Below are 22909 nucleotides of genomic sequence, written 5' to 3'. Positions count from 1 at the left end.
CCCCACAGCCGGTTCCCACCCCACAGCCGTCACTCGGCCCACCAGCGAAGAGAAGGAGCCGTCCGTGCGGGACGCCTTCACCGACGAACTCGAAAGCATCAACCAGTCCCTGATCGAGATGACCAACCTGGTCGCCTCGGCCATGGCCCGGGCGACGACCGCTCTGCTCGACGCCGACCTCCAGCTCGCCGAGAACGTCATCAGCGGGGACGAGACGGTAGATCTGCTGCGCAACGAGATCGAGGAGCGCGCGTTCGACGTCATGGCGCGCCAGGCGCCCGTCGCCACCGACCTGCGGATGATGGTCACCACGCTGCGGATCGTCGCCGATCTGGAACGGATGGGCGACCTGGCGCTGCACGTAGCCAAGGTGGCGCGCCGCCGGTACCCCGGGCGGGCGGTCCCGCCGGAGCTGCGGGGCACCCTGCTGGAGATGGGCCAGGTCGCGCAGCGCATCGTCGCGAAGGCCGGCTCGGTGATCGCCAGCCGCGACACCGACCTCGCCAAGCAGCTCGAGGCGGACGACGACGCGATGGACGGGCTGCACCGCACCCTGTTCCACGTGCTGATCGAGAAGCCCTGGCGGCACGGCATGGAGGCCGCGATCGACATCACCCTCTGCGGGCGCTACTACGAGCGCTACGCCGACCACGCGGTCTCCGTGGCCCGCCGGGTCATCTACCTGGTCACCGGGGAGATCACCACGTCCTGACCGGTGCACACCGGCCGGCAGCTCCGCCGGGACGACGGGCCAGGCCCGCGCGCGTGCCGCGGGCCTGGAGGCTGACCATCGTTACTTCTTGCCCTGCGCGGCGACAGCGGCCGCCGCGCTCGCGGCGGCATCCGGGTCGAGGTACCCCGAACTCAGCACGCCCAGGTTGTCGTCGAGTTCGTAGCGCAGCGGGATGCCGGTCGGGATGTTGAGCCCGGCGATGTCGGTGTCGCTGATGTGGTCGAGATGCTTGACCAGGGCCCGCAGCGAGTTGCCGTGCGCGGCGACCAGTACCGTGCGGCCGGCCCGCAGGTCGGGCACGATCTCGTCGTACCAGTAGGGCAGCATCCGGGCGACGACGTCGGCGAGGCACTCGGTGCGCGGGATGAGGTCGGGGGCGAGGTCGGCGTAGCGCTCGTCCACCCCGCTGACCTGCTCCGGGCCGATCTCCGGCGGCGGCGTGTCATACGAGCGGCGCCAGAGCTGAAACTGCTCCTCGCCGAACTTCTCCAACGTCTCGGCCTTGTTCAGGCCCTGCAGGCCGCCGTAGTGCCGTTCGTTCAGGCGCCAGCTCCGGCGGACCGGTACCCAGGTCCGCCCGGCGGCGTCCAGTGCCAGCCAGGCGGTGCGGATCGCCCTGGTCATCAGGGACGTGTGCACCACGTCCGGGAGAACACCGGCCTCGAGCAGCAGTTCCCCGCCGCGGGTGGCCTCCTTCAGGCCCTTCTCGGACAGGTCGACGTCCACCCAGCCGGTGAACAGGTTCTCGCGGTTCCAGTTGCTCTCACCGTGGCGGAGCAGAACGAGGGTCGGCATATCCGAGATCCTGCCTGCTCGCCCGGGCCCTCGGCCAGCATTGCCGGCTCCTGCCGCCGGCCGGCCGGATCGCCGCCGGTCGCGGCCGGGACCGGGCGACGCCGACGCCCCACCGAAGGGGCCAGCGGGTCTCCGCCGCGGCGGTTCGGGCCACAGGGGTGTCCGCTGGGACCCGAAAAAATGCCGTCCGGGCCGGCACAGGCCTGCCTGGGCCGGCAAAGATCGTCCGACCCGGAAAATGAAGCGACCCCCGGGCGCTCCGCCACCGCGGAAGCGATGGCGGTCCGTCGGGACTTGTCGACGGCGCCCGGGGGTCGGGTGATCTGCCTGGTACTCGCCGGTGCCGGTGCCCGTGGGGCCACCCGGCTAGAGGTGAGGACCACGAGACCGGCTAGCGGACAGTCACCTCACGAGTCCTATGAGCATACAAAGTGTGGACCACCTCCCTTCTCGTGTACCGCAGACGCTACGCGGCCGGGCGGCCACCTCGCAACGCCTTTTTCGGTCGTGTCGATGGGACGCTCGCGACACTCCTGACGGGAACACGACAAGCCACCGCCCGCTGAGACCCCCGTGATACCGGCCGTCGGAATAGCCTGGTCGGCCCCGCATCGAATGATCAGTCTGCCCGGCCGGGCGGCGGACGGCGGCGTGGGGCCCGCGCGACGACCTAGACTCGACGCCATGAGCGCTGGGTCGACCCCGAGCACCGAAGCCACCCGATCCCCGCTGCTCGACCTGCCCGGCGCGGTGCCGGCGGCCGGCAACGACGCGGCGGTCGCCGCCCACTACGGCGACCCGCTGCGGGAACAGCGCGCGCTGCGCGACGGCGCAGCCCTGGTCGACCGGTCGCACCGCGAGGTGGTGCGCATCGGCGGCCCGGACCGGCTCTCCTGGCTGCACAGCATCACCTCCCAGCACCTGTCCGGGCTGGGCGCGATGCGCGGCAGCGAGGCGCTGGTGCTGTCACCGCAGGGCCACGTCGAACACCATCTCGTCCTCGCCGACGACGGCACAGCCACCTGGGTGGACGTCGAACCCGGCACAGCCGCCGGGCTGCTGCGCTACCTGGAGTCGATGCGCTTCCTGCTCCGGGTCGAGCCGACGGACGTCAGCACGGGCACAGCCGTGCTGAGCGTGCTCGGGCGGGCTGCGGTGCCCACCGTCACCGCGGCCCTCGGTGGTGCCGACCTGAACCTGCCCGAACCGCTCACCGCCGAGCCGACCGGTGCGCCGGTTACCGGCCCCTACCCGGTGGCCAGAACCGCGGACGGCATCCTGGTGCGCCGGATGGCGTACGGCGTGGATCTGCTCGTCGACCGGGCGACCCTCTCGGCAACGGCGCAGCGGCTGCTCGCCGCCGGTGCGGTGCCCGCCGGACTGTCCGCGTTCGACGCCGCGCGGATCGCCGCCCGCCGGCCGCAGCTGGGCCGGGAGACCGACCATCGCACGATCCCGCACGAGGTGGGCTGGCTCGCCGACGCAGTGCACCTGGACAAGGGGTGCTACCGCGGCCAGGAGACGGTGGCCCGAGTGCATAATCTGGGCCGCCCGCCGCGCCGACTCGTCCTGCTTCACCTCGACGGCGTGGTGGCCGCTCCGGGTTCGGCGGTGACGGCCGACGGGCGTGAGGTCGGCTTCGTCGGCACCTCCGAGATGCACGCGGAGCTGGGTCCCATCGCCCTGGCGATCGTGAAGCGTTCGGTGCCGGTGGGCACCGCCCTCGTCGTCACCGACCTCGACGGCGCCCAGGTCGCCGCCGCGATCGACCCGGACGCCGACGAGGCGACGGCCGCACCGAAGCGCCCGGCGGGCCGGCTGCTGCGTTCCACCTGACGCTCCTGACGTCCGCTCAGACGGTGCGGGAGAGGGCCTGGTCGAGTTCGCGCGCCTCCGGATCGGCGCTGTGCCGGCGCAACCGGCGTCGCAGCTCGTCGGCCCGGCGGGCGTTGCGCTTGGAGCGGGTCGCCTCCAGCATCGGCATCGCTTCCCGGGTCAGCGAGCAGCCCTGCTCGACGTTGCCCAGGTCGATCTGGACTGCGGCCCGACGCAGCAGGTAGGTCGCCCGGTCCCGGGCTCGCGAGGTCGGCAGGATCGTCAGAGACCGTTCCAGCCACCGGTCGGCCTGCGCGAGGTGGCCAAGATCGATGTAGCAGCTGCCGATCTGGGCCTGGTACTCGCCCTCGTCGAAGTAGTCCGCCCAGGCCGGGTCCTCGGGCCGGGCAGCTTCCATCGCCTCCTCCGATCGGGCCAGCGCCTCCGCGCAGGCGCTGGCCTCGCCGAGGGCGGCATGGGCGCGGGCGCGACGCATGTGCAGCATGGCGCCGACCCGGCCGGACTCGCCGCCGATACTGTTCACGGCCGCCTCCGCAAGATCCACGGCCTCCCGTGGGCGAGCGAAGTCGACGCATTGCAGGGACATGTTCTTCAGCACGTTCGCACCGAGCATCCGGTCGCCGCCGGCGTGCGCGGAGTGCAACGCAGTGATCCAGTAACGCTGGGCGGCGGTCTGGAAACCGGCGTCGAAGGAGACCCAGCCGGCGAACCGGGCGAGCTCGGCCGCGACCACGTGCAGGTGCCGGCCGACCTGCTCGGTGTAGGACCCGCGGACCAGCAGGTCCGCCACTACCCCGAGCTCGGCGTCGACTAGGCGCCGGACGCTCTCGCCGCCGAGGCGCTCGTCCATCACCCGCAGGCCGGGGATGTTGTGTTCGATTCGATTGACGATCTGGTCGTCGACCCGCCCACCGATCAGCGCGGCGGACAGCCGGCTGGGTTCCAGGCCGAGCCACTGGGTCGCGAGCTCCGCGACGCCGACCCCGGTGATCGTCAGGAAGCCGCGCCGGTCGGACAGGGCGTCCTCGACAACGTCCATGATCGACGTGATGCTGCCGGTCGGCGTCCACGGATACTCGGTGCGCACAGCGTCGCCGGTCGGCAGCCACGCCGGCCACGGATGTGACTCCAGCCGGTCGTTCGGCACGCCGAGTTCAGCCGCGAGCGCGAGCTGGGAGACCCGGTCCGGGACGACGCCGCGGTGCTCCCACCGCCAGACTTTCTGCCGCTCGGCAGCCATGTTCGCCACCCCGAGATCACGGGCGCGACGAGCCACCACACGGGCCAGTCGCTGATAGGACCAACCACGCTGCGCGCGGACGAATGCGAGCGGATGAGTGCAGGCGTGTGCGTTATCCGTCAGCATCGACGATCTCCTCGAGTCGGAACTCCCGGGCAATTCTGTGAGCGCTCACTGACGCTATGTCGCGACATCTTGGTGTCCATAGTGATGACCCCGGTGCGATGCGTGCACAGAGGTCACGCCCGGACCACTGGCGGCCTTGATTGCACGGGTGTGGACAGGACTGCCCGGGTATCCAGCCGTAATGTCCATTTCTCGAACGACGCGATCCCGCAGCCACGACCTGGGGCATTGACCAGCCGATACAGGTACGGACACCACAGGTGGCGCATCTCGGTCATACGCACCTATCCCGATAAATACCATACGAACCATCCGAGGGGTGGGACCCGATTGAACACCGTCCGCGCGACGGGCGTTTGACAGACAGCAAAGCACATAAAGGCGCCCGCCGTCACCCATCCTCCGAATCGCCGCCACTCGCAGTTAGAATCCGGATTAATTGCAGTCTGATTAACCGATGACAGTGATTCGGGGTCGCGCTACCTGTCGCTCCCGTTGAAGCGCGGGCAGCCAGGATCTCGGCGGCGAACGGCGATCGCGCCGAGGGTTGGCCACGGTTTCCAGCCAGCCCCTCATGGTTCCCGTCTTCTTGTCACTTTCCGTGACGCACAGCGGAGTGGGCGAGGCTACGGATGCATGGGAGAGCGCCTATCTGGTTCTTCTGTAGGGTTCGGCGTCCGATTTTTCCCTACAGAAGAGCCAGTCGGCGCCGCTCCCCTGCACCCGACCGCCACCCCGCCGCCCTCACCCACCTCACCGACTACCAGCAGTAACGATCACACCAAGCCCTCGCCGGCGACGAACAGATGAGCGGCTGCCCAGCTCAGGCAGAGGCTGGCCGGTCAGGGGAGGTCGAGGCGATCCCCACCGGGCCCGAAGAAGGTGAGCGCAGACGTAGGAGCACGGAGCACCACGGGGTCGCCGGGAGTCAGGTGAATGCCGGCGTCCACGCGGACGGCGAGCACGCCGGCGCCGGTGCGGACGTGTACGGTCCGCTCGGCCCCAAGCCGCTCGGAGACGAGGACCTCGCCGGAAAGCCTCAGTTCGCCGGAACCAAAGCCGGAGCCAGAGCCGGAACCGGAACCGGGAGCCGGCCGGCCGCCGGCAGCGGGACGGATCACGACAGCGCCACCAGCCGACGAGCTCGCGTCCCTCGGCGGCGCGGGGCGGCCAGGCTGCCCGGGCACGTCGACGTCCCTGGCGGCGGCTTCCCGGGCGGTGGCTTCCCGGGCGGTGAGGTGACGGGTGCCGGCGTCCAGGGTGAGGTGTTCGGGCCGGACCCCGAAGGCGGCCGCGCCCGCGGGTGCGGGCAGGTCGAAGCCCTCGGCCCGAAGACGGCCATCGTGCCAGTGACCGTCCCAGACGTTCATCGGTGGGCTGCCGACGAAGGCGGCGACGAAGCGGGTGGCGGGCCGATCGTAGATCTCGTCGGGGGTGCCGATCTGCTGCAGCCGGCCCTCGCCGAGGACGGCGATGCGATCCCCCACCGCCATGGCCTCGGCCTGGTCGTGGGTGACGAACAGTGCGGTGGTACCGAGGCTGCGCAGCAGGCCGACGATCTCGACCCGCAGTTCGACCCGGAGTTGGGCGTCGAGGCCGGACATGGGCTCGTCGAGGAGGACGACGCGCGCGCGGGTGGCCAGCGCCCGGCCGATCGCGACCCGCTGACGCTGGCCGCCGGACATCTGCGCGGGCCGGCGGCCGGCGAGTTCGGCGATGCCGAGCATGGCGAGTGTTTCCCGCGCCCTGGCCACGGCGGCCGACTTCGGCAGGCCTCGGCCGTGGCGCAGGGCGAGCGTCAGGTTGTCCAACGCGGATTTGTGCGGGTAGAGGGCAAAATGCTGGAACACCATGGAGACGTCTCGGCGATGCGGCGGGACGCCGAGCTGGCTGACTCCGTCGAAGCCCAGGTCGCCGGTGGTCGGCTCGTCCAGCCCGGCGCAGATCCGCAGCAGCGTCGACTTTCCCGAGCCGGACGGCCCGAGCAGCGCGACGATCTCCCCGGGGGCGACGGTGAGCGAGACCTCGCGCAGCGCGTGCACGGAGCCGAACGATCGGCTGATCCGGTCGAACTCGATCGGTACGCCGGTGACCGTCTCAAGCCGGGGAACACCCCGGTCCTGCACCGGAGCGCTCAACGGGTCAGCTCCACGGCCTCAGCCTGCGCAGCGGCCAGCGTCTTCGCCGGGTCCTCGCCCTTGACGATGCGCACCACCTGATCGGACAGTGCACTCGGCAGCTCACCGCCGCGGGCCCCGCCCCACACCGGCGCCTTGACCAGCGAGCCGGTGAGTGCGAGGAACGGCTTGAGCTGCGGGTAGGTGTCGTAGAACGAGCCGAGCTGGCTGGCGGCCTGGGTGTCCACCGGGATGTAGCTGAGCGCCTCGGTGCTCGCGACGACGACGTCCGGGGACAGCAGGGAGACGACCAGCTCGGTCGCCATCTCCCGCTGGCACCGGTCGGTGGCCAGGACGGTCAGCGCGTTCCCGCCGGCGATCGGGTGCTGGGTGCCCCCGGGCAGGATCGGGAACGGGATGGCGCCGGCCCGGAAGCCGTTCGCCCCCTGTCCGGCGATGAACTTCAGCCCGCCGGCGAGCGAGGCGACCGACACGACGGTCATCGCGGTCTGCTTGCGGATGCCGAAGCGCAGCAGCCCCTGCTGGGTCGGGTCGGCGGACTGCGGGCCGTAGGTGCCGACCTTCGCCAGGAACGCCGCAGCCTCGAGCGCCGCCGGGGTGGTCAGCGCCGGCCGGCCGGCCGCGTCCTGGATCGGGGTGCCCTTGGAGCTGGCCAGCGTGTTGAGGATCCACTGCCCGAACTGCTGGCCGGTCGGCAGGTCGATCGGCTGGACGTTCTGACCGGACGCCTTGATCTTGTCCGCGGCGGCGATCATGCCGGCGGTGGTGGTGAGGGTGGCGGGGTCGACGCCGGCCTTGGTCAGGACGTCGAGGTTGTAGACCAGGGCGAGCGAGGAGACCTGCTGCGGGATCCCGATCTGCTTCCCGCCGACGGTGCCGAGGCCGAGCAGGCGCTGGTCGTAGGAGGCGCGCAGCAGGCGCGGGGAGAGCTCCTGGGCACCGAGCTCGCGGGCGAAGACCGGTAGCAGGTCGAAACCGGCGACCGCGACGTCGACGGAACGGCCCGCCGACCGGTCGGCGCTGATCTGCTGGACGAGCGCGGTGTAGTCGGGCGCGCTGGTGTTCAGGTCGACGGTGAGGCCGGGATGGGCCTTCTCCATGTACGCCTTGCCCGATTTGGCCACGTCGTTGAGGGTGCCGACGGCCGCCATCCGCAGCGTCTTCACCTTGGCGGCGCATTCGGGGGACGCGGTGGCGCCAACCACGTTGTCGACGCCCGCGGCGGCGGAACGCGCGGTGGGCCGCAGGCTCTCGGCCGGGTTCGCCGGGCCGGAGTCACCGCCTCCGCCGCACGCCGTCAACGTGAGCATGGTGACCGTCACGGTCAGCGGCAGCAGGCGGCGGATGCGGATCACGCGTTCTCCCTCTCAGGCACCGGCGCCCGTGCCGGTGATCCCGGCGGCGAGGCGACGTTGGGCGACGACGAAGACGGCCAGCGACGGCAGGCTGATGATCAGTGCCGCGGCGGCGAGCTCGGCGAAATCGGGGATGACCGACGAGGAGTCCGTCATCAGCCGGGCGAGCGCGAGCGGTGGGGTGGCGATGCCGGGCGATCGGGCGACCAGCAGCGGCCACAGGTACTCGTTGTAGGAGAGCAGGAAGCTGAACACGGACACCGATGCGATCGCCGGCGCCGCGAGCGGCACGATGATCGAGCGTAGCGTCCGCCAGGTGCCCAGCCCGTCCATCCGCGCGGCGTCGAGAACCGCGGCCGGAATCGTGCTCATGTACTGGCGCAGCATGAAAATCATGCCGGCGTGGGTCATGAACGGAAGCACCAGGCCGACGCGGGTGTCCGCGAAGCCCAGCGCGGAGATCGTCACGTAGTTCGGCACGGCGGTGACCTGGGCGGGCACCAGCAGCGTGGCCAGCACCACGGCGAACAGGGCGGTGCGCCCGCGAAAACGCATGCAGGCGAACGCGTAGGCGGCCGGGACGGCCGTGGCGAGCTGGAGCGCGAGGATCGCGAGGCTGACTCCGACCCCGGTGAGCAGCGCGGGTCCGAGGTCGCCGGCGTGCCAGGCCTGGTCGAACGAGTCGAACTGCACCCGCGACGGGATGGGGTTGGAGTCCAGCGCGAGGGCGGTCTGCGACGGTCCGATCGCGGTCCGCAGCATCCAGACGAACGGCAGGACCGCGGCCACGATGCCGACGGCGAGCAGGGCGAGCAGGGCGAGGCGCGCGAGGGTTCCGGCGCCGGGCAGCCGGCGCCGCGAGCGCACCGCTGTCGGCGTGGGGGTGGACGGGCCGCGGTGGCCGGCCGGGGCGGATGGGTCTGCCGCGGCCGGGGCGTTGCTGCTGGTGCCGGCGCTCACGCGGCGGCCTCCCGGGCTCGCCGCAGCCGCCGGCCGAGCAACGCGCCGCCGGCCCCGAGCGCCACGATGACGACGAGCAGCAGCAGAGCGATCATCGAGGCGTATCCGATACGGAACGATCCGGTGAAACCGACCTCGTAAATGTAGTAAATGATGGTCGTGCTCGAATCCAGCGGACCCCCCTTGGTGAGGACCGCGACCGTCTCGAAGGTCTGCAGCGTCAGGATCGTCACGAAGACACCCACGAAGATCGTGGTCGGCGCGAGCAGCGGCAGGGTGATGTGGCGCAGCCGGGCGAGCCCGCGGATCCCGTCGACGTCGGCCGCCTCGTAGACGGAACGCGGGATGGCGGTCAGGCCGGCCAGGTAGACGATGAACACGAAGCTGGTCAGCCGCCAGGCCCCGACCAGGGCGACCACCGGCAGCGCGGTCGAGGTGTCGCCAAGCCAGTCGACCGGTGCCACCCCGAACAGGCCCACGACCGTGTTCGCGAACCCGTCGGGGCTGCTGTCGAACATGTACGCGAACACCACCGCCATGGCGACGATGTTCGCGCTGACCGGCAGGAACAGCGCGAAACGGACGAGGGCGCGGCCGTGGGCCACCCGTTCCGCGGCCAGCGCCAGCGCCAGCCCGATCGCGACCGCGGGGATGACCGTGATGAGGCAGTACACGAGGGTGTTGCGCACGGCGCCGGCGAGGTCGGCGTCGGAGAAGGCGGTGCGTGCGTTCGCCGTGCCCACCCAGTCGAAACTGGGACCGGTCAGCGTCTTGTCAGTCCCCGCGATAAGGGCCGAGACCAGGGCGGGCCCGATGACGAAGACACCGAGCCCGACGAACGCAGGAGACAACAACGCGCCGACTCGCCAGCCCACCCGGCTGCCGCCCATCCCACTCATCACGGTTACGCATCTTGGCCCCACCCAAGACCGGACACCTAGACCGGGGTCGGGCCACCTAATGAACAACCGGTGCCTTCCGGTGACCTTCCGAACGAACAAGCCGCCCGCGGGGCCCCGCGACAGCGGGCGGACGGGCGCGTGAGCCGACGCCACCAGCCGCCGTCGTCGGCCCGCATCCTCCGGATCCCGGCGTGTCGCGGCGGCGCTGGCACCGATTCATGGCGTTCGGTACGTGGCGGCCGTCCCCTCCGCGGCCGACGCCTGCAACAATGACAGGAAACGTCAGTCGATCTTCGGGAACACGATGAGTGACCGCAGCGAATCCGACCGAGTATCCGCCTGGGGGCGTGTCGCCGAGGACGGCACCGTCTTCGTTCGCACGGCGAGCGGTGAGCGCGCCGTCGGATCGTGGCGGGCCGGGAGCCCCGGCGAGGGCCTGGCCCACTTCCAACGCCGTTACGACGATCTGAACGCCGAGATCGTGCTGCTCGAACGGCGGCTGACCCTCGGCGGGGTCGATCCGGCCGGGATCGCCGGTAGCGCCCGCCGGCTGCTCGACTCCCTCGACGAGGCCGCCGTCGTCGGTAATCTCGACGCCCTGCGGGTCCGGCTGGAGGCTGTCCTCGCGCGCACCGAGGAGCGGCGCATCGTGCTCGCCGCCGAGCGGGCCGAGCGGACCGCCCGGATCGCTGCGGCCAAGGAGGAGCTGGTCGCCGAGGCCGAGCGGCTCGGCCGCAGCTCCGAGTGGAAGACCGCCGGCGAGCGGTTCCGGACCCTCGCCGAGGAGTTCCGGGCCGTCGGCTCCCTGGACAAGCGCACCGACTCGGCGCTGTGGCGGCGAATCACCGGCGCTCGCGAGGAGTTCACCCGGCGGCGCACCGCGCACTTCGCGGCCCTGGACACCCAACGGGCCCATTCGCGGGAGCGCAAGGAAGCAATCATCGCCGAGGCGGAGTCGCTGGTCGACTCCACCGACTGGGCCGGCACAACCGTCCGCTACCGAACTCTGCTCGCCGACTGGAAGTCGGCCGGACGCGCAGCCAAGGACGTCGACGACGCGTTGTGGAACCGGTTCCGCGAAGTGCAGGACGTCTTCTTCAGCCGGCGCAACGCCGCGAACGCCGAGCGGGACGCGGAGCTGCAGGAGAACCAGGTCCAGAAGGAGCAGGTGCTGGCCGAGGCGACCGCGCTCGACCCGGCCGACACCGAGCGCTCCCTGCGGCGACTGCGCGAGCTGCAGGACCGGTGGGACCAGATCGGCCGGGTTCCCCGCGAGTCGGCCGGCGCGCTCGAACGCCAGATGGGGGCGATCGGCGACAAGCTGCGCGACGCCGCGGACGCCCGCTGGGCGCAGCGTTCCATCGCCGCCTCGCCCTTCGTGACCAGGCTGCGGGAATCGGTCGCCAAGTTGGAGGCCAAGCTCGCCCGCGCTCAGGCCGCCGGGAGCTCGCAGGAGATCGCCGAGACTGAGGCGGCGTTGGCCACCCAGCGCGCGTGGCTGGCCCAGGCGGAGAACTGACCGTCCCAGGCCGGCGCTGGCCTCGGGGGTCGAGCGAGCAAACGCCGGCCGGGTGGCCGGGTGGCCAACCGCGGCCGTCGATTCGTCCGTCCGTCCGGACCAGCTGAAACACGTCGAGCTCCGGGCGGAGCAGCCCATAGGTGCTAACTCGCGCGCTTGCCAGAGTTAGCACTCGGACGTATCGTCGATCGCGTTGACGTTGCGTTGTGCCAGGCTCCTCGTCCCGCTCCTGGCCGAGCGTCGATCACCGTCGGCGGCGGTCTGGGCGCGGGGCGCCCGCAGCGGTCGGGCGTCACCCGACCCGTGCATCGAAGGAGGCGTGTGACCCGGTGGCGGCCCTGAATGTGCGCGATCTCGGCGATTTCATCCGGGATCAGCGACGCGTCGCGCAGATCTCCCTTCGTCAACTCGCCAAGCAGGCGGGTGTAAGCAACCCCTACCTCAGCCAGATCGAGCGAGGTCTGCGCCGACCGTCCGCCGAGATCCTCCAGCAGATCGCCAAGGCGCTACGCATCTCCGCCGAAGTGCTCTATGTCCAGGCCGGCATCCTGGAAGAACGGGACGGCGGCGAGGATGTCCTGGCGGCGGTGCTCGCGGACAAGTCCCTTTCCGAGCGGCAGAAGCAGGTGGTGCTCGACATCTACGAGGCGTTCTGCAAGGAGAACGCCGTCGCCGCCCGCGCCGGCGCGCCGGCCGGCGGCACGGGCAGCGTCGATGCGGATGCCAGCGTGGATGGCGGTGTCGGTCCGGACGCACGCGTCGATGACGAAGCTGGCAGTGCGACTGCTGCCGGCGGCAAGAGAGTGACCACGGCGGCGAAGACCCGCCCCGCGGGCACCGCCCGGCGGCGACCTGCCGGGCGACGGGTCGCCGCCGAGGCGGCGCAGGACGCGCAGGACGCGCTGGGCGCGGCGGTGCCTGACGACGCCGCGCACCCGGCCGCTCCGCAGGCGCCGAAGCGCCGGAGTACCAGGCGGACGGCCACGACCACCAGCGGTGGCCCTGCGAAGAGCGGGCGAGCCAGATCGGCCGGCGGCGCCTCGCCGACCGCGGCCACCACCCGCTCCCGTCGCCGAACTGCCACCACCCCGCCGGACACCACCGGCTCCGACACCACCGGCTCCGACACCAGCCCCGGCTCCGACACCACCAGCGGCCCGAACGCGGCCGGCACAGCAGCCACCGGGTCGGACGGCATCCCAGGGTCGGACACGGACAGGTCCGCCGCGGGCACCGACAGCTGATCGGCGACCCGGGCGTTCACCCCGCCGGCTGATGAACGCCACACCCGTAACAACCGGCCCGGCCACGGCCAGGCCGGCCGAACCGCCGCCGCGACACCCTGTTGACCGCACCACCCTGACCCGACACCCGCGACCGGAGCACGCCTGGAGCGCCGGCCGAAACCTCAGGAATTACCTACACGAAGACAACGAATCCTCGACCCGAGGGAGACAAAATGGCCACCACGCGCACGACGTCCCGCACTACTAGCCGCCCGGCCGGTCGGCCCGATGCCCGCCCCAGCGCCCGCGCCACCGCCCAGACCCGCGGCGACGACGCCGAGGTGAAGGCCGAGATCAGGGTGCCGCTGGCAGAGGTCCGCAAGCCGATCTACGCCTCGGTGGGGGCCGCTGACCTCGCCGTCGCGAAGCTGCGTGCCCTGCCGACGACGACGAGCAGCGAGGTCCGCCGGCTCTCCGACCGGGTCGGGTCGCTGCCGGTGCAGGCTGCCCGGGTCCCCACCCAGGTGGGAACCGCCGTGCGTGCGCTGCCGGCCACCGTGACCTCTCAGATCTCGGACCTGCAGGACCGCGCCACGCAGCTCTACAACACCTTCGCGTCGCGCGGGGAGCGCCGAGTGGCGAGCATCCGGCGCAGCCCGGCCACCGAGGAGGCCGCGCATCGCACGCGGACCGCGGTCAGCCAGACCCGCGCGGCGCGCACGTCGACCCGTCGGGCGGCGGAGGCGGTCGGGCGGGCGGTGGTCGACGCCGCTCCGGAGAAGTAACGCCGAGCGAACCTACCAGCACCGGGTGAACCACGGACACCCAATACTGTGCACAGGTCGGGTGTCGCCCGCGGACCTGGTGTCCGCGGGCGACACTCCGGTGTGTTGGATTGAGTGCATGCGCTATCGCCCGCTGGGATCGTCCGGACTGCTGGTGTCAGTCGTTGGTCTTGGCTGCAACAATTTCGGTTCACGCGTCGATCTGTCCGGGACCCGCGCGGTCGTCGATGCCGCGCTTGACGCCGGGATCACATTCTTCGACACCGCCGACACCTACGGGAACAAGGGCGGTTCGGAGACTCTGCTCGGGCACGTTCTGCGGGGCCGCCGCGATGACGTCGTCCTTGCCACGAAATTCGGCAACGACATGGGTGGCATGTACGGCCAGGACTTCAGCGCCCGGGCGTCACGGCGGTACATCCGCAAGGCCGTCGAAGGCTCCCTGAGCCGGCTGCAGACCGACTACATCGATCTGTACCAGCTCCACAGGCTGGATTCCTTCACCCCGATAGAGGAGACGCTCGAGGCACTCGACGAGATCCTCAAGGAGGGCAAGGTCCGCTACATCGGCGCCTGCAACCTCGACGCCTGGCAGGTCTCCGACGCCGAATGGACCGCGCGGGCCTCCGGCGCTACCCGGTTCATCTCCGCCCAGAACCATTACAGCCTGCTCGAACGCGGCGCCGAGGCGGAACTGGTGCCGGCAACGCTGAAGTACGGCATCGGCGTCATCCCGTATTACCCGCTCGAGAACGGGTTGCTCACCGGTAAGTACCAGCGCGACGAGGCGCCGGCGCCCGGAACCCGGCTTGCCGGCCGGCAGGACGAGCTGACCGACGAGGTCTTCGACCGCATCGACGCGCTGGAGACCTTCGCGCGGGAGCGGGACCGTTCCCTGCTCGACGTGGCGATCGGCGGACTGGCCGCGCAGCCCGGCGTTGCCTCGATCATCTCCGGCGCGACGAGCGCGGTCCAGGTACGGGCGAACGCCGCGGCCGGCCAATGGCAGCCTCGCCCGGACGACCTCGCGGTGCTCGACAAGATCGCCCCGACGCGCCGCCCCGCCGGTTCCTGACGTCCGGGCTGGGCGGGACGGGCGGCCACCGCGCCCGCCACGCCCGGCCCGGCCTGTTTCGGCCTCGCGTGCGCCGGTGCGGCTACGCCGGGGCCGGCCCGGTCGGCCGCAGGGCGGCTGTCAGGCCGGCGCGGGCCGGCGGCCCAGGGCGCGGGCCAGCCGACGTTCCCGCTCCGGGGGCAGGGTCGTCATGATGACGACCGGATGATGGGGGCTCAGCGCGGCGGTGACGTCGTCGGCCGTCGAGCGGCGCACCACGGCGAAGATCGCGGCCCGCCCCGGTTGCAGGTGCCCGGCGATGCGCCTGACCAGATCGTCGTCCACGCCCGGTCCGCTGATCCGGCTGGCGAGCACCCCGGCGCCCGCGCCAATGCCGAGGCCGACGAACGGGGCGAGGAACACCGTTCCGATCACCCCGCCGCACAGGGCCCCGCCGAGGGCGGCGGTGCGGGCCGGACTGGCCACCCGGCGGATCGTGACCCGGCCGTTTTCATCCCGCCAGACCAGCGTGCCGTCGACCAGGTCAAGCCGCTTCTCTCGACGTAGTCGGCGGCCAAGGGACCAGGCCTGCCGTGCCTGCTCCAGGCTGTCGAACCCGAGAACCACGAGCTGCTCGGTCATCGCCGCCGTCCCTTCCAGCCTTTCGGCTTCCTCTCCTGCCCCGAACCCGGTCGCTGCCCCGGTCCCGAACCCGGTCCCGGTCCGGAGCCGGGCATCTCCTATCGGATCGCAGTCTTCGGCAACCCGCAAACGCGCCACTCCGTGCGGCCCCAGCCGATCCGTTGTCGGGCGGATCCGGCGATGTTCCCGTGGCGCTCCCGCCCCACCGTCGGGGAGACTCGGCGGCATGGTGCATGTGACCCTGCAGCAGGGCGACATCACGCTCGTCGATGCCGACGCCATCGTCAACGCCGCCAACAGCGGACTGCTCGGTGGTGGCGGGGTCGACGGCGCTATCCACGCCGCCGGCGGCCAGGAGATCCTCGCCGCCTGCGAGCGCCTGCGCGCGACCTCCCTCCAGCGAGGGCTACCGACCGGTGAGGCGGTGGCGACGACGGCCGGCCGGCTCTCCGCCCGGCACGTCATCCACGTCGTCGGCCCGGTGTACGACCCGGCCGAGGACCGCTCCGCGCTGCTGCGCTCGGCCTACACCCGGGCGCTGCAGGTCGCCGACGAGCTGGGGGCGAGCAGCGTCGCCTTCCCCGCCGTCAGCGCCGGGGTGTACGGCTGGCCGTTGGACGACGCCGCGCACCAGGCGGTGACCGCCGTCCTCACGGCGGACACCCGGGTCGCACAGGCGCGCTTCGTGCTGTTCGACGATCGGGCGTACCGCGCGTTCAGCGCGGCGCTGGCAGCGGCCACTCGACGGTGAGCTCGCCCAGCCGCCAGCGCCTGGGGCCACCGCGCACCGGCCAGCCCTGCGCCCGCAGCTCGCCCACCGCGGCGATCCAGCGCTGCCGCGGTGAGAACACCGCCCGTGGCGCGGCCCGTTCCCAGGCCCGATCGAACGCCGCGAGCAGGCGATGGACGTCGTGGCCGGGCACGTTGTGTTCGATCAGTGCCTTGGGTAGGCGCTCGGCAAGCTCGGACGGGCGGGTGAGACCCGGCAGGTGGGCCGAGAGGGTCAGGGTCGGCCGAGCGCCGACCCGACCGGCGGCGAGCCAGCCGGGTGCCTCCCCGGGGGCCGGCAGGCAGAACCAGCAGGCCCGCCGGCCGATTTCGTCGCAGGTGCCCTCGACGAGCAGGCCGCCGGGTGCCAACCGCGCCGTCATCGTCGCCCAGGCGCCGGCGACGGCCGGTTCGGGGTACTGGCGTAGCACGTTCAGGGCGCGGACCAGCACGGGACGTTCGGCCGCGGGTGGCAGCTCGAACCCGCCGCGGGCAAAGGTCAGGCCGGGCGGCCGGGCGGCGTCGGCCGCGGCGGCCACCCGCTGCGGGTCGAGCTCGAGGCCGACGACGCGCACCTGCGGGCAGGCGGCCCGCAGCCGCTGGTAAAGCTCGACGGTGGTGACCGGCGACGCGCCGAAGCCGAGATCGACGACGAGTGGGTTCGCGCTGCCCCGTAGCAGGGGGCCGGCGGCGTCGAGCAGCCAGCGGTCGACCCGCCGCAGCCGGTTCGGCGCCGTGGTACCCCGGGTGGGTGCTCCGAGGGCGCGGGCCCGGCCGGCCGCGAGACGCGGGGCGCGGCTGGGATTCGGCACCCGACCAGCCTCGCAGATCGTCCTTTCCGGTTGAGACCCCACGCTCCGCGGCGCCCGCCCGGTCGGGCGGTCGACCGCCCGACCGGGCGGGCTCCCGGGCGCGGTCGCGTCTGTTTCCTTACAGCTTTGTGACCGCCGGCTCCACGGTCACACCGCACACACCCCTCTGACCAGCACTGACAGCGACTTCTGCGATCTACCGCCGCAGCCGGGGCGGGGGGCGACCAGTTGACCGGACAACGGGGCGGGTAGAACGGTGGATGTCGTGTCGGTCTTGTGCAGGGTGGGTCGTGCCAGGCAGGCGACCCAGACGGATGGATGCGGAGGTGCGCCGGTGCGGTTGATCAGGAGCAGTGCCGCGGCCCGCTCCGAGCCGGACCGGGGCGCGCGGCCCCGGCGCGTGGCGATGCTGTCGATGCACACCTCGCCGATGGAGCAGCCGGGCACCGGTGACGCCGGCGGGCTGAATGTCTACGTGGTGGAGCTCTCGCGGCAGCTCGCGACGCTCGGCGTCGAGGTAGAGGTGTTCACCCGGGCGGTGAGCAGCAAGCTGCCGACCTCGGCGGAGCTGGCCCCGGGCGTCACGGTGCGCCACGTCGACGCCGGGCCGTTCGAGGAGATCCACCGCGAGGACCTGCCGGCCTGGCTGTGCACGTTCACCGCGGACGTGCTGCGCGCCGAGGCGGGGCACGAGCCGGGCTACTTCGACGTCATCCATTCGCACTACTGGCTGTCCGGCCAGGTTGCCCTCGCGGTCGCCCGACGGTGGGGCGTGCCGTTCGTGCACACCTCCCACACCCTGGCCAAGATCAAGAATGGCGCCCTGGCCGCCGGGGATCGCCCCGAGCCGCCCGGCCGGCTGCTGGGCGAGCAGGAGGTCATCGCCGGCTCCACCCGGCTGATCGCCTCCACCGGGGACGAGCGCGACCACCTCATCGACCTCTACGGCGCCGCCCCCGACCAGGTCGACGTCGTAGCACCAGGCGTCGACCTGGAGATCTTCCGGCCGGGCGACGCGGCGCAGTCGCGGGCGCGCCTCGGCCTCGACCCGGACGGTGACCTGCTGCTGTTCGTCGGGCGGATCCAGCCGCTCAAGGCGCCGGACCTGTTGCTGCATGCCGCCGCCGAGCTGCTGCGCCGCGATCCGACCCGCCGCTCGAAGCTGACCGTCGCCGTCGTCGGCGGGCCCAGCGGCTCGGGGCTGGAACAGCCAGATGCCCTGGTGAAGCTCGCCGCGGACCTGGGAATCTCCGACCTCGTTCGGTTCCAGCCGCCGGCACCGCAGCATGAGCTGGCCCACTGGTACCGGGCAGCCACCGCCGTCGTGGTTCCCAGCCACAGCGAGAGCTTCGGCCTCGTCGCGCTTGAGGCCCAGGCCTGCGGCACGCCGGTGGTCGCCGCCGCGGTCGGCGGCCTGCGCACCGCCGTCGCCGACGGGGTCTCCGGCCTGCTCGTAGCGGGCCGCGACCCGGCCCGCTACGCGGACACACTGGACCGGCTGCTGCGCCAGCCGCACTGGCGCAGCCGGCTCTCCGCCGGCGCGGTCGGCCGGGCGGCCGGCTTCGGCTGGTCGGCCACCGCCCGCGGAGTGCTGCGCAGCTACCGGCACGCGCTGAGCCCCGCCGCCGTCGCCGTCTGACCGGACCGGGTGGGAGGATCGCCACCGGATCCGGCATCGTCACAACTGCAAGCGGGGAGGTCACGGGTCATGACGGCACCCATCGACACGGCGGAACGCACGCGGCTCGACATCCTGATCACCGACGCCCTGACCGACCTCGACCTCGCCTACGAGCGCATCGACGCGGGCTCGTTCCTCGTCACCCTGGAGGGGGAGCACAAGCTACGCACGATGACCTGGCTCGTCGTGCAGGACCACACCCTGCTGGTCGAGGCGTTCTTCATGCGGGCCCCCGCGGAGAACGCGGCGGGCACCTACGCCTTCCTGCTCAACCGCAATGCAAGGACCTACGGCGTGCACTTCTCCGTCGACCGGGTCGGCGACATCTTCCTGACCGGGCAGATCCCGCTGCTCGCGGTCACAGCCGAGGAGATCGACCGGATCCTCGGCTGCGTCGGCACCTACGCCGACGACAACTTCGACCCGGCGATCGCCCTCGGATTCGCCTCGGCGATCGAGCGGGAGAAGGCATGGCGGGCCAAGCTCGCCGCCGACGCCGGCACCGCCACGAAGCCCGGCTGACCGGTACCAGCCGGGCGGTACCAGCCGGGCGGTACCAGCCGGGCGGTACCCCGGTCAGCCGGTACCGGGTCAGTCCGTGACGCGGTGCAGGCGCGCCGACAGGTGCGACTGCAACGGCTTGCCCTCGGCTTCCATGTCGATCGCGTAGGCCAGGTCCCCGCCCTCGACCAGCCCATAGAGCCGCACCGAGCGGGTGACGTCGCGGGCGGTCGCCGTGCGGATCAGCACGTTGTGGTCCAGATCGATGCGGGTTCCCGCCACCGCGCCGACGTAGATCTCCGCGATGCCGAACGGGTGCGCCAGCGTCACCTCGACGGTCTTCTTGCCGTCCTCGCCGGGCTGGACACGCCAGAAGCCGGTTTCGGTGGCCAGCGGGCTGCCTGGCTCCCGGCCGTCACGCGGCTCGTCCGCCCACCATGTGTGGGAGACGTAGCCCAGGGCCGGACGGCCGTCGGCGGCAAAGGTGATCTCCTGGCCGTAGTGAAAGCTTTCGAGGCCCTCGTAGCCGCCCACGCCCTCGCCGCGCCAGGTGCCGACGAGGAAGGCCAGTGGCAGCAGACTGGCGTGCAGATCGGTGGTACCGGTCGTGGCCGCCCGCGACCGCCCGGCGGCGGCCGACCGGCCCCGGGCGCTCAGCGCTGCCCCTCGTAGAGCTTGTAGACCACGTAGCCGGAGAACCAGGCGATCAAAACGGACATCGCCACCAGTAGCCCGGTGAAGAAGTAGTGCAGCACGCTCCGCAGCCTAGTCCCGCGCCGGGCCGACGCGGTCAGGCGGGCGGGCCGTACGGCGGCCCGCCGGGGACCCCTGATGAGGCAGACTGAAACCATGACCCGTCCGCTCGTCGTCAAGGTCACCGCTGGGGTGGACGCGCCGGAGCGCTGCTCGCAGGCGTTCACGGTGGCGGCGGTCGCCGTCGCCGCCGGGACGGATGTCTCGCTCTGGCTCACCGGCGAATCCGCCTGGTTCGCACTGCCCGGACGGGCCGCGGAGTTCGACCTGCCGCACGCCGCGCCGCTGCCGGACCTCCTCGCCGGCATCCTCGCGGGCGGCCGGGTCACCGTGTGCACCCAGTGCGCGGCCCGGCGCTCGTTCGGGCCGGACGACGTCCTGCCCGGCATCCGCATCGCCGGCGCAGCCGCGTTCGTCGACGAGGTGCTCGCGGACGGGGTCCAGGCTCTCGTCTACTGAGGCGCTCTCGGGCTGCTGAAGCACTCGGGTGGTCTCGCGCCGCCCTGAAAGCCGTTGCAGAAGCCACCGCAGGCGCAACAACAGACCACGAACGGGACACGTCGAAACGCATGCCGGCGGCCATCGCATGCGCTTTCATGATCGCATGATGGCAGACTCCGACATACTCTTCGCAGTGGTCCTGTTCGCGGCCGCCGGGCAACGCACCGTCCGCCGAATCATCGGGCCGTTCCCCGACCGGAGCTCCGCGGTCGCCTTCGCCCACGACAACGGGCTGCGCTGTTTCTCGGTGGGCCCGATGCACTTCGCGGTGCCGACGACGGTGCCACCCGGCGCGGGTTTGCTGAGCGGTTCCCGCCCGGCGCTGCCCGCCGCCGCCCACGCGAACGCCAAGCGCAGCGGTGCCATCTGCCCCTAGCCCTTGAGAAAGGAGACAGCGGACGATGCCCGCTGCCCCCTCTGCCACGCCAACCGCGATGTTGCCAGCCGTACCCCTCAGGCCGTGACCTCGACCTGCGTGTCGATCGGCTCTCCCTGGCGAGCGACGACCTTCTGCTCGCCGCTCGCGCCGGGCACGAGCGCTCGCACGGTCCACTGCCCCGGCCGCGCGAAGAAGCGGAACTGGCCGGTCGCGGACAGCGGAACCTCCGCGGTGAAGTCGCCGCCATCGTCGAGCAGCCGGGCATAGCCGGTCGAGACCGGCTCGCCGCCCCGCACCACGACGCCCTGGATCACGGTCTCCTTGGCCACGTCAATTCCCTCCACAGACGGTCCACCACGGGTCGCACCGCACATGTCTCACGCACCCTTTTCGATCGGCACGCCCACCAACGAGCCGTACTCGGTCCACGACCCGTCATAGTTTTTCACGCTCGGCAGGTCGAGCAACTCGTGCAGGGCGAACCAGGTATGCGCCGAACGCTCACCGATGCGGCAGTAGGCGATGATCTCCCGCGAGAGGTCGACGCCGGCCTCGCCGTAGAGCTTGGTCAGCTCGTCGTTGCTTCGGAAGGTGCCGTCCTCGTTGGCGGTCTTCGCCCACGGGATGTTCTTCGCGGTGGGGATGTGACCGGCCCGCTGGGACTGTTCCTGCGGCAGGTGCGCCGGCGCGAGCAGCCTGCCGGAGAACTCGTCGGGGGAACGGACGTCGACGAGCGCCTTCTCGCCGATCGCGGCGACGACCTCCTCGCGAAACGCGCGGATGTCGGTACGCGGCTCCTTGGCGGTGTAGGTCGTTGCCGTCCGCGGAGCGACCTCGGCGGTCAGCTCACGGCCGTCGAGCTCCCACTTCTTACGGCCGCCGTCGAGCAGCCGGACGTCCGCGTGACCGTACAGGTTGAAGTACCAGTAGGCGTAGGCCGCGAACCAGTTGTTGTTGCCGCCGTAGAGCACGACGGTGTCGTCGTTCGCAATGCCCTTGCCGGACAGCAGCTTCTCGAACTGCTCCTTGTTGACGAAATCCCGGATGATCGGATCCTGCAGCTCGGACTTCCAGTCGAGCCGGACGGCGCCCGGAATATGCCCCTTGTCGTAGGCGGAAACGTCCTCGTCGACCTCGACCAGAACGACCTTGGGGTTGTCGCGGCTCGCCTCGACCCACGCGGCGTCGACCAGTGCCTTCTCGCGGCTCATGCACGCGCTCCTCTCACGGTGATGGAACGGAAGAACAGATACGTCTGGCACCCGAGACAGAATTCGAACGCCGCGTTGAGGAAGGCCGCGATGAAGGCGGCCGCGGCGGCGATGAAACCGAGGGCGGGGATGCCCGACAGGAACCCCGCGGCCCCCACCGCACCGAAGACTGCACCGACGAGCTGGGCGAACCGGGGCGGAGCCGCGTCCTCCGTCGTCGCCGGTGGCCCTAGCCGCGGCCGGATCAGTATCCGGAACAGCAAACCGTAAGGGGCGTATCGCACGCCGGCCACCGCTCCCACCGCGAACACCACGGTCTGCGCGAGCAACAGCCATCCACTGCCCGTCACGAGCACCACGGCAAGCACGACCGAGGTGACGGCGGCGGCGAACCGCAGGCCGCGAGGATCCACCACGAGACTTTCTCCTGACTCCCGGCTCGAGCTGTCCGGTCGGATGCGAAGAGATGCGTCGGGGCAACCGATCACATCAGGAGCGCCAACCCGCGATCAGGAAAAACGACACAAGCAGCTACCCACGCGGCACAGGTCGACCGCGCGGCGCTTCACAAGCTGTGTCCGGAACATGGTTCGTGTCACGGTAGCAGCGAAAGTCACGTCTGTGTTAACCCGTCGGCGACGGTTCCGAAGAATCATCATTTGACCGATTGATCCCTTCTGCGGGGAGGATCTCCGCGAGGGTCGCGAACACTGCCTGCCGGCTCGGGGGTGCACCGCTGGCGCGCCTGACCTCGCGGCCCGAGGCATCGACGATCAGCACCGTGGGCGTTCGTCGGACACCCAGCCGGCGGACCAGAGCGAGCTGCGACTCCGCGTCCACCTCGACGTGACGGACGCCGGGCACCACCGCGGCCACCCCGGCCAGCACCTGCCGCATCGACCGGCACGGTGCGCAGAACGCCGTGGAGAACTGCAGCAGCGTCGCCCGCTCCCCCATCGCCTCTCCGAGCGCGGCAAGCTCGGCCCGCAGCC

25 protein-coding genes are annotated in these 22909 nt (G+C 71.5%); 11 read left to right on the top strand and 14 right to left on the bottom strand.

Annotation, left to right across the window (positions count from 1 at the left end; all coding sequences use genetic code 11):
* Positions 1–64 precede the first annotated feature (64 nt).
* On the top strand, positions 65–712 hold the full coding sequence (gene phoU, locus NBZ83_RS14915) for a phosphate signaling complex protein PhoU (RefSeq protein ID WP_261554958.1): 648 nt from the start codon (positions 65–67) through the stop codon (positions 710–712).
* Between the two features lie 81 nt (positions 713–793).
* Here the strand turns inward: phoU and NBZ83_RS14910 are convergent, their stop codons facing one another.
* Entirely contained in the window at positions 794–1528 is a 735-nt protein-coding gene (locus NBZ83_RS14910) for a phosphoglyceromutase (protein WP_261554959.1), read from the bottom strand.
* 684 nt (positions 1529–2212) lie between these two features.
* Between NBZ83_RS14910 and ygfZ the strand changes: the two genes are divergently transcribed.
* On the top strand, positions 2213–3364 hold the full coding sequence (gene ygfZ, locus NBZ83_RS14905) for a CAF17-like 4Fe-4S cluster assembly/insertion protein YgfZ (RefSeq protein WP_261575198.1): 1152 nt from the start codon (positions 2213–2215) through the stop codon (positions 3362–3364).
* Positions 3365–3380: 16 nt separating this feature from the next.
* Here the strand turns inward: ygfZ and NBZ83_RS14900 are convergent, their stop codons facing one another.
* The 5 genes from NBZ83_RS14900 to NBZ83_RS14880 form a co-directional block, all read right to left on the bottom strand.
* Positions 3381–4730, bottom strand: a complete 1350-nt coding sequence (locus tag NBZ83_RS14900) for an NsdA family TPR-like regulatory protein (RefSeq protein WP_261568709.1) — start codon at positions 4728–4730, stop codon at positions 3381–3383.
* 842 nt (positions 4731–5572) lie between these two features.
* A complete protein-coding gene (locus tag NBZ83_RS14895) occupies positions 5573–6868 on the bottom strand; it encodes an ABC transporter ATP-binding protein (protein ID WP_261568708.1) in 1296 nt (431 codons plus the stop codon).
* On the bottom strand, positions 6865–8223 hold the full coding sequence (locus NBZ83_RS14890; protein ID WP_261568707.1) for an extracellular solute-binding protein: 1359 nt from the start codon (positions 8221–8223) through the stop codon (positions 6865–6867). The genes NBZ83_RS14895 and NBZ83_RS14890 overlap by 4 nt, the downstream gene beginning before the upstream one ends.
* A 12-nt stretch (positions 8224–8235) precedes the next feature.
* Positions 8236–9183: a carbohydrate ABC transporter permease gene (locus tag NBZ83_RS14885; RefSeq protein ID WP_261575197.1), complete on the bottom strand. Its 948-nt coding sequence runs from the start codon at positions 9181–9183 to the stop codon at positions 8236–8238.
* Entirely contained in the window at positions 9180–10082 is a 903-nt protein-coding gene (locus tag NBZ83_RS14880) for a carbohydrate ABC transporter permease (RefSeq protein ID WP_261568705.1), read from the bottom strand. Before NBZ83_RS14880 ends, NBZ83_RS14885 begins: the two co-directional genes overlap by 4 nt.
* Positions 10083–10389: 307 nt before the next feature.
* On the opposite strand from NBZ83_RS14880, the gene NBZ83_RS14875 reads away from it, so the two are divergent.
* The 4 genes from NBZ83_RS14875 (at position 10390) to NBZ83_RS14860 (ending at position 14690) form a co-directional block, all read left to right on the top strand.
* On the top strand, positions 10390–11604 hold the full coding sequence (locus NBZ83_RS14875) for a DUF349 domain-containing protein (protein WP_261568704.1): 1215 nt from the start codon (positions 10390–10392) through the stop codon (positions 11602–11604).
* 329 nt (positions 11605–11933) lie between these two features.
* Positions 11934–12848: a helix-turn-helix domain-containing protein gene (locus NBZ83_RS33360; RefSeq protein WP_308203793.1), complete on the top strand. Its 915-nt coding sequence runs from the start codon at positions 11934–11936 to the stop codon at positions 12846–12848.
* 215 nt (positions 12849–13063) lie between these two features.
* The gene (locus NBZ83_RS14865; RefSeq protein ID WP_261568703.1) at positions 13064–13615 is read left to right on the top strand and encodes a hypothetical protein; all 552 of its coding nucleotides are present in this window, start codon (positions 13064–13066) and stop codon (positions 13613–13615) included.
* 118 nt (positions 13616–13733) lie between these two features.
* Positions 13734–14690, top strand: coding sequence for an aldo/keto reductase (locus tag NBZ83_RS14860; RefSeq protein WP_261575196.1), 957 nt, complete (start codon positions 13734–13736; stop codon positions 14688–14690).
* 120 nt (positions 14691–14810) lie between these two features.
* Here the strand turns inward: NBZ83_RS14860 and NBZ83_RS14855 are convergent, their stop codons facing one another.
* Entirely contained in the window at positions 14811–15311 is a 501-nt protein-coding gene (locus NBZ83_RS14855) for a DUF1269 domain-containing protein (protein WP_261575195.1), read from the bottom strand.
* Between the two features lie 226 nt (positions 15312–15537).
* Between NBZ83_RS14855 and NBZ83_RS14850 the strand changes: the two genes are divergently transcribed.
* Positions 15538–16062: an O-acetyl-ADP-ribose deacetylase gene (locus tag NBZ83_RS14850; protein WP_261568700.1), complete on the top strand. Its 525-nt coding sequence runs from the start codon at positions 15538–15540 to the stop codon at positions 16060–16062.
* On the opposite strand, the gene NBZ83_RS14845 is transcribed toward NBZ83_RS14850, so the two are convergent.
* Entirely contained in the window at positions 16028–16891 is an 864-nt protein-coding gene (locus tag NBZ83_RS14845) for a class I SAM-dependent methyltransferase (RefSeq protein ID WP_261568699.1), read from the bottom strand. The two genes, NBZ83_RS14850 and NBZ83_RS14845, sit on opposite strands and share 35 nt — an antisense overlap.
* A 334-nt stretch (positions 16892–17225) precedes the next feature.
* On the opposite strand from NBZ83_RS14845, the gene mshA reads away from it, so the two are divergent.
* The gene (gene mshA / locus NBZ83_RS14840; protein WP_261568698.1) at positions 17226–18530 is read left to right on the top strand and encodes a D-inositol-3-phosphate glycosyltransferase; all 1305 of its coding nucleotides are present in this window, start codon (positions 17226–17228) and stop codon (positions 18528–18530) included.
* 69 nt (positions 18531–18599) lie between these two features.
* Entirely contained in the window at positions 18600–19094 is a 495-nt protein-coding gene (locus tag NBZ83_RS14835) for a type III secretion system chaperone family protein (RefSeq protein WP_261568697.1), read from the top strand.
* Positions 19095–19163: 69 nt separating this feature from the next.
* On the opposite strand, the gene NBZ83_RS14830 is transcribed toward NBZ83_RS14835, so the two are convergent.
* Positions 19164–19730, bottom strand: coding sequence for a nitrobindin family protein (locus tag NBZ83_RS14830; RefSeq protein ID WP_438803218.1), 567 nt, complete (start codon positions 19728–19730; stop codon positions 19164–19166).
* Positions 19731–19922: 192 nt separating this feature from the next.
* On the opposite strand from NBZ83_RS14830, the gene NBZ83_RS14825 reads away from it, so the two are divergent.
* Both NBZ83_RS14825 and NBZ83_RS14820 read left to right on the top strand, forming a co-directional pair.
* On the top strand, positions 19923–20285 hold the full coding sequence (locus tag NBZ83_RS14825; protein WP_261555597.1) for a DsrE family protein: 363 nt from the start codon (positions 19923–19925) through the stop codon (positions 20283–20285).
* 148 nt (positions 20286–20433) lie between these two features.
* Positions 20434–20703 (top strand): hypothetical protein, encoded by a 270-nt coding sequence (locus NBZ83_RS14820; RefSeq protein ID WP_308203356.1) that lies wholly within the window; start codon positions 20434–20436, stop codon positions 20701–20703.
* Between the two features lie 77 nt (positions 20704–20780).
* Here the strand turns inward: NBZ83_RS14820 and NBZ83_RS14815 are convergent, their stop codons facing one another.
* The 5 genes from NBZ83_RS14815 to NBZ83_RS14800 all read right to left on the bottom strand — a co-directional run bounded on the left by NBZ83_RS14815 (position 20781) and on the right by NBZ83_RS14800 (position 22907).
* A complete protein-coding gene (locus NBZ83_RS14815; protein ID WP_261568694.1) occupies positions 20781–21080 on the bottom strand; it encodes a DUF1416 domain-containing protein in 300 nt (99 codons plus the stop codon).
* A 3-nt stretch (positions 21081–21083) separates the two neighbouring features.
* Positions 21084–21917 (bottom strand): sulfurtransferase, encoded by an 834-nt coding sequence (locus NBZ83_RS14810; protein WP_261568693.1) that lies wholly within the window; start codon positions 21915–21917, stop codon positions 21084–21086.
* Positions 21914–22333 (bottom strand): DUF4395 domain-containing protein, encoded by a 420-nt coding sequence (locus NBZ83_RS14805; protein WP_261568692.1) that lies wholly within the window; start codon positions 22331–22333, stop codon positions 21914–21916. The genes NBZ83_RS14810 and NBZ83_RS14805 overlap by 4 nt, the downstream gene beginning before the upstream one ends.
* A gap of 93 nt (positions 22334–22426) precedes the next feature.
* Positions 22427–22504 carry a putative leader peptide gene (locus NBZ83_RS33855; protein ID WP_368861462.1) on the bottom strand — a complete coding sequence of 26 codons (78 nt, stop codon included), beginning with the start codon at positions 22502–22504 and terminating at the stop codon, positions 22427–22429.
* Between the two features lie 37 nt (positions 22505–22541).
* Entirely contained in the window at positions 22542–22907 is a 366-nt protein-coding gene (locus NBZ83_RS14800) for a thioredoxin family protein (RefSeq protein WP_261575194.1), read from the bottom strand.
* Between the last annotated feature and the right edge of the window lie 2 nt (positions 22908–22909).

Origin of the sequence: Frankia gtarii, assembly GCF_025403375.1 — a bacterium.
Classification (GTDB): domain Bacteria; phylum Actinomycetota; class Actinomycetes; order Frankiales; family Frankiaceae; genus Frankia; species Frankia gtarii.
This window is presented reverse-complemented; position numbering and strand designations above follow the sequence as displayed.

Bases quoted from the DNA above. Each gene is read 5' to 3' on its own strand.
- NBZ83_RS14910 (WP_261554959.1), bottom strand. From the start codon at position 1,528: ATGCCGACCCTCGTTCTGCTCCGCCACGGTGAGAGCAACTGGAACCGC.
- ygfZ (WP_261575198.1), top strand. From the start codon at position 2,213: ATGAGCGCTGGGTCGACCCCGAGCACCGAAGCCACCCGATCCCCGCTG.
- NBZ83_RS14900 (WP_261568709.1), bottom strand. From the start codon at position 4,730: ATGCTGACGGATAACGCACACGCCTGCACTCATCCGCTCGCATTCGTC.
- NBZ83_RS14880 (WP_261568705.1), bottom strand. From the start codon at position 10,082: ATGAGTGGGATGGGCGGCAGCCGGGTGGGCTGGCGAGTCGGCGCGTTG.
- NBZ83_RS14875 (WP_261568704.1), top strand. From the start codon at position 10,390: ATGAGTGACCGCAGCGAATCCGACCGAGTATCCGCCTGGGGGCGTGTC.
- NBZ83_RS14865 (WP_261568703.1), top strand. From the start codon at position 13,064: ATGGCCACCACGCGCACGACGTCCCGCACTACTAGCCGCCCGGCCGGT.
- NBZ83_RS14860 (WP_261575196.1), top strand. From the start codon at position 13,734: ATGCGCTATCGCCCGCTGGGATCGTCCGGACTGCTGGTGTCAGTCGTT.
- NBZ83_RS14855 (WP_261575195.1), bottom strand. From the start codon at position 15,311: ATGACCGAGCAGCTCGTGGTTCTCGGGTTCGACAGCCTGGAGCAGGCA.
- NBZ83_RS14850 (WP_261568700.1), top strand. From the start codon at position 15,538: ATGGTGCATGTGACCCTGCAGCAGGGCGACATCACGCTCGTCGATGCC.
- NBZ83_RS14835 (WP_261568697.1), top strand. From the start codon at position 18,600: ATGACGGCACCCATCGACACGGCGGAACGCACGCGGCTCGACATCCTG.
- NBZ83_RS14825 (WP_261555597.1), top strand. From the start codon at position 19,923: ATGACCCGTCCGCTCGTCGTCAAGGTCACCGCTGGGGTGGACGCGCCG.
- NBZ83_RS14820 (WP_308203356.1), top strand. From the start codon at position 20,434: ATGGCAGACTCCGACATACTCTTCGCAGTGGTCCTGTTCGCGGCCGCC.
- NBZ83_RS14815 (WP_261568694.1), bottom strand. From the start codon at position 21,080: ATGTGCGGTGCGACCCGTGGTGGACCGTCTGTGGAGGGAATTGACGTG.
- NBZ83_RS14810 (WP_261568693.1), bottom strand. From the start codon at position 21,917: ATGAGCCGCGAGAAGGCACTGGTCGACGCCGCGTGGGTCGAGGCGAGC.
- NBZ83_RS33855 (WP_368861462.1), bottom strand. From the start codon at position 22,504: ATGTTCCGGACACAGCTTGTGAAGCGCCGCGCGGTCGACCTGTGCCGC.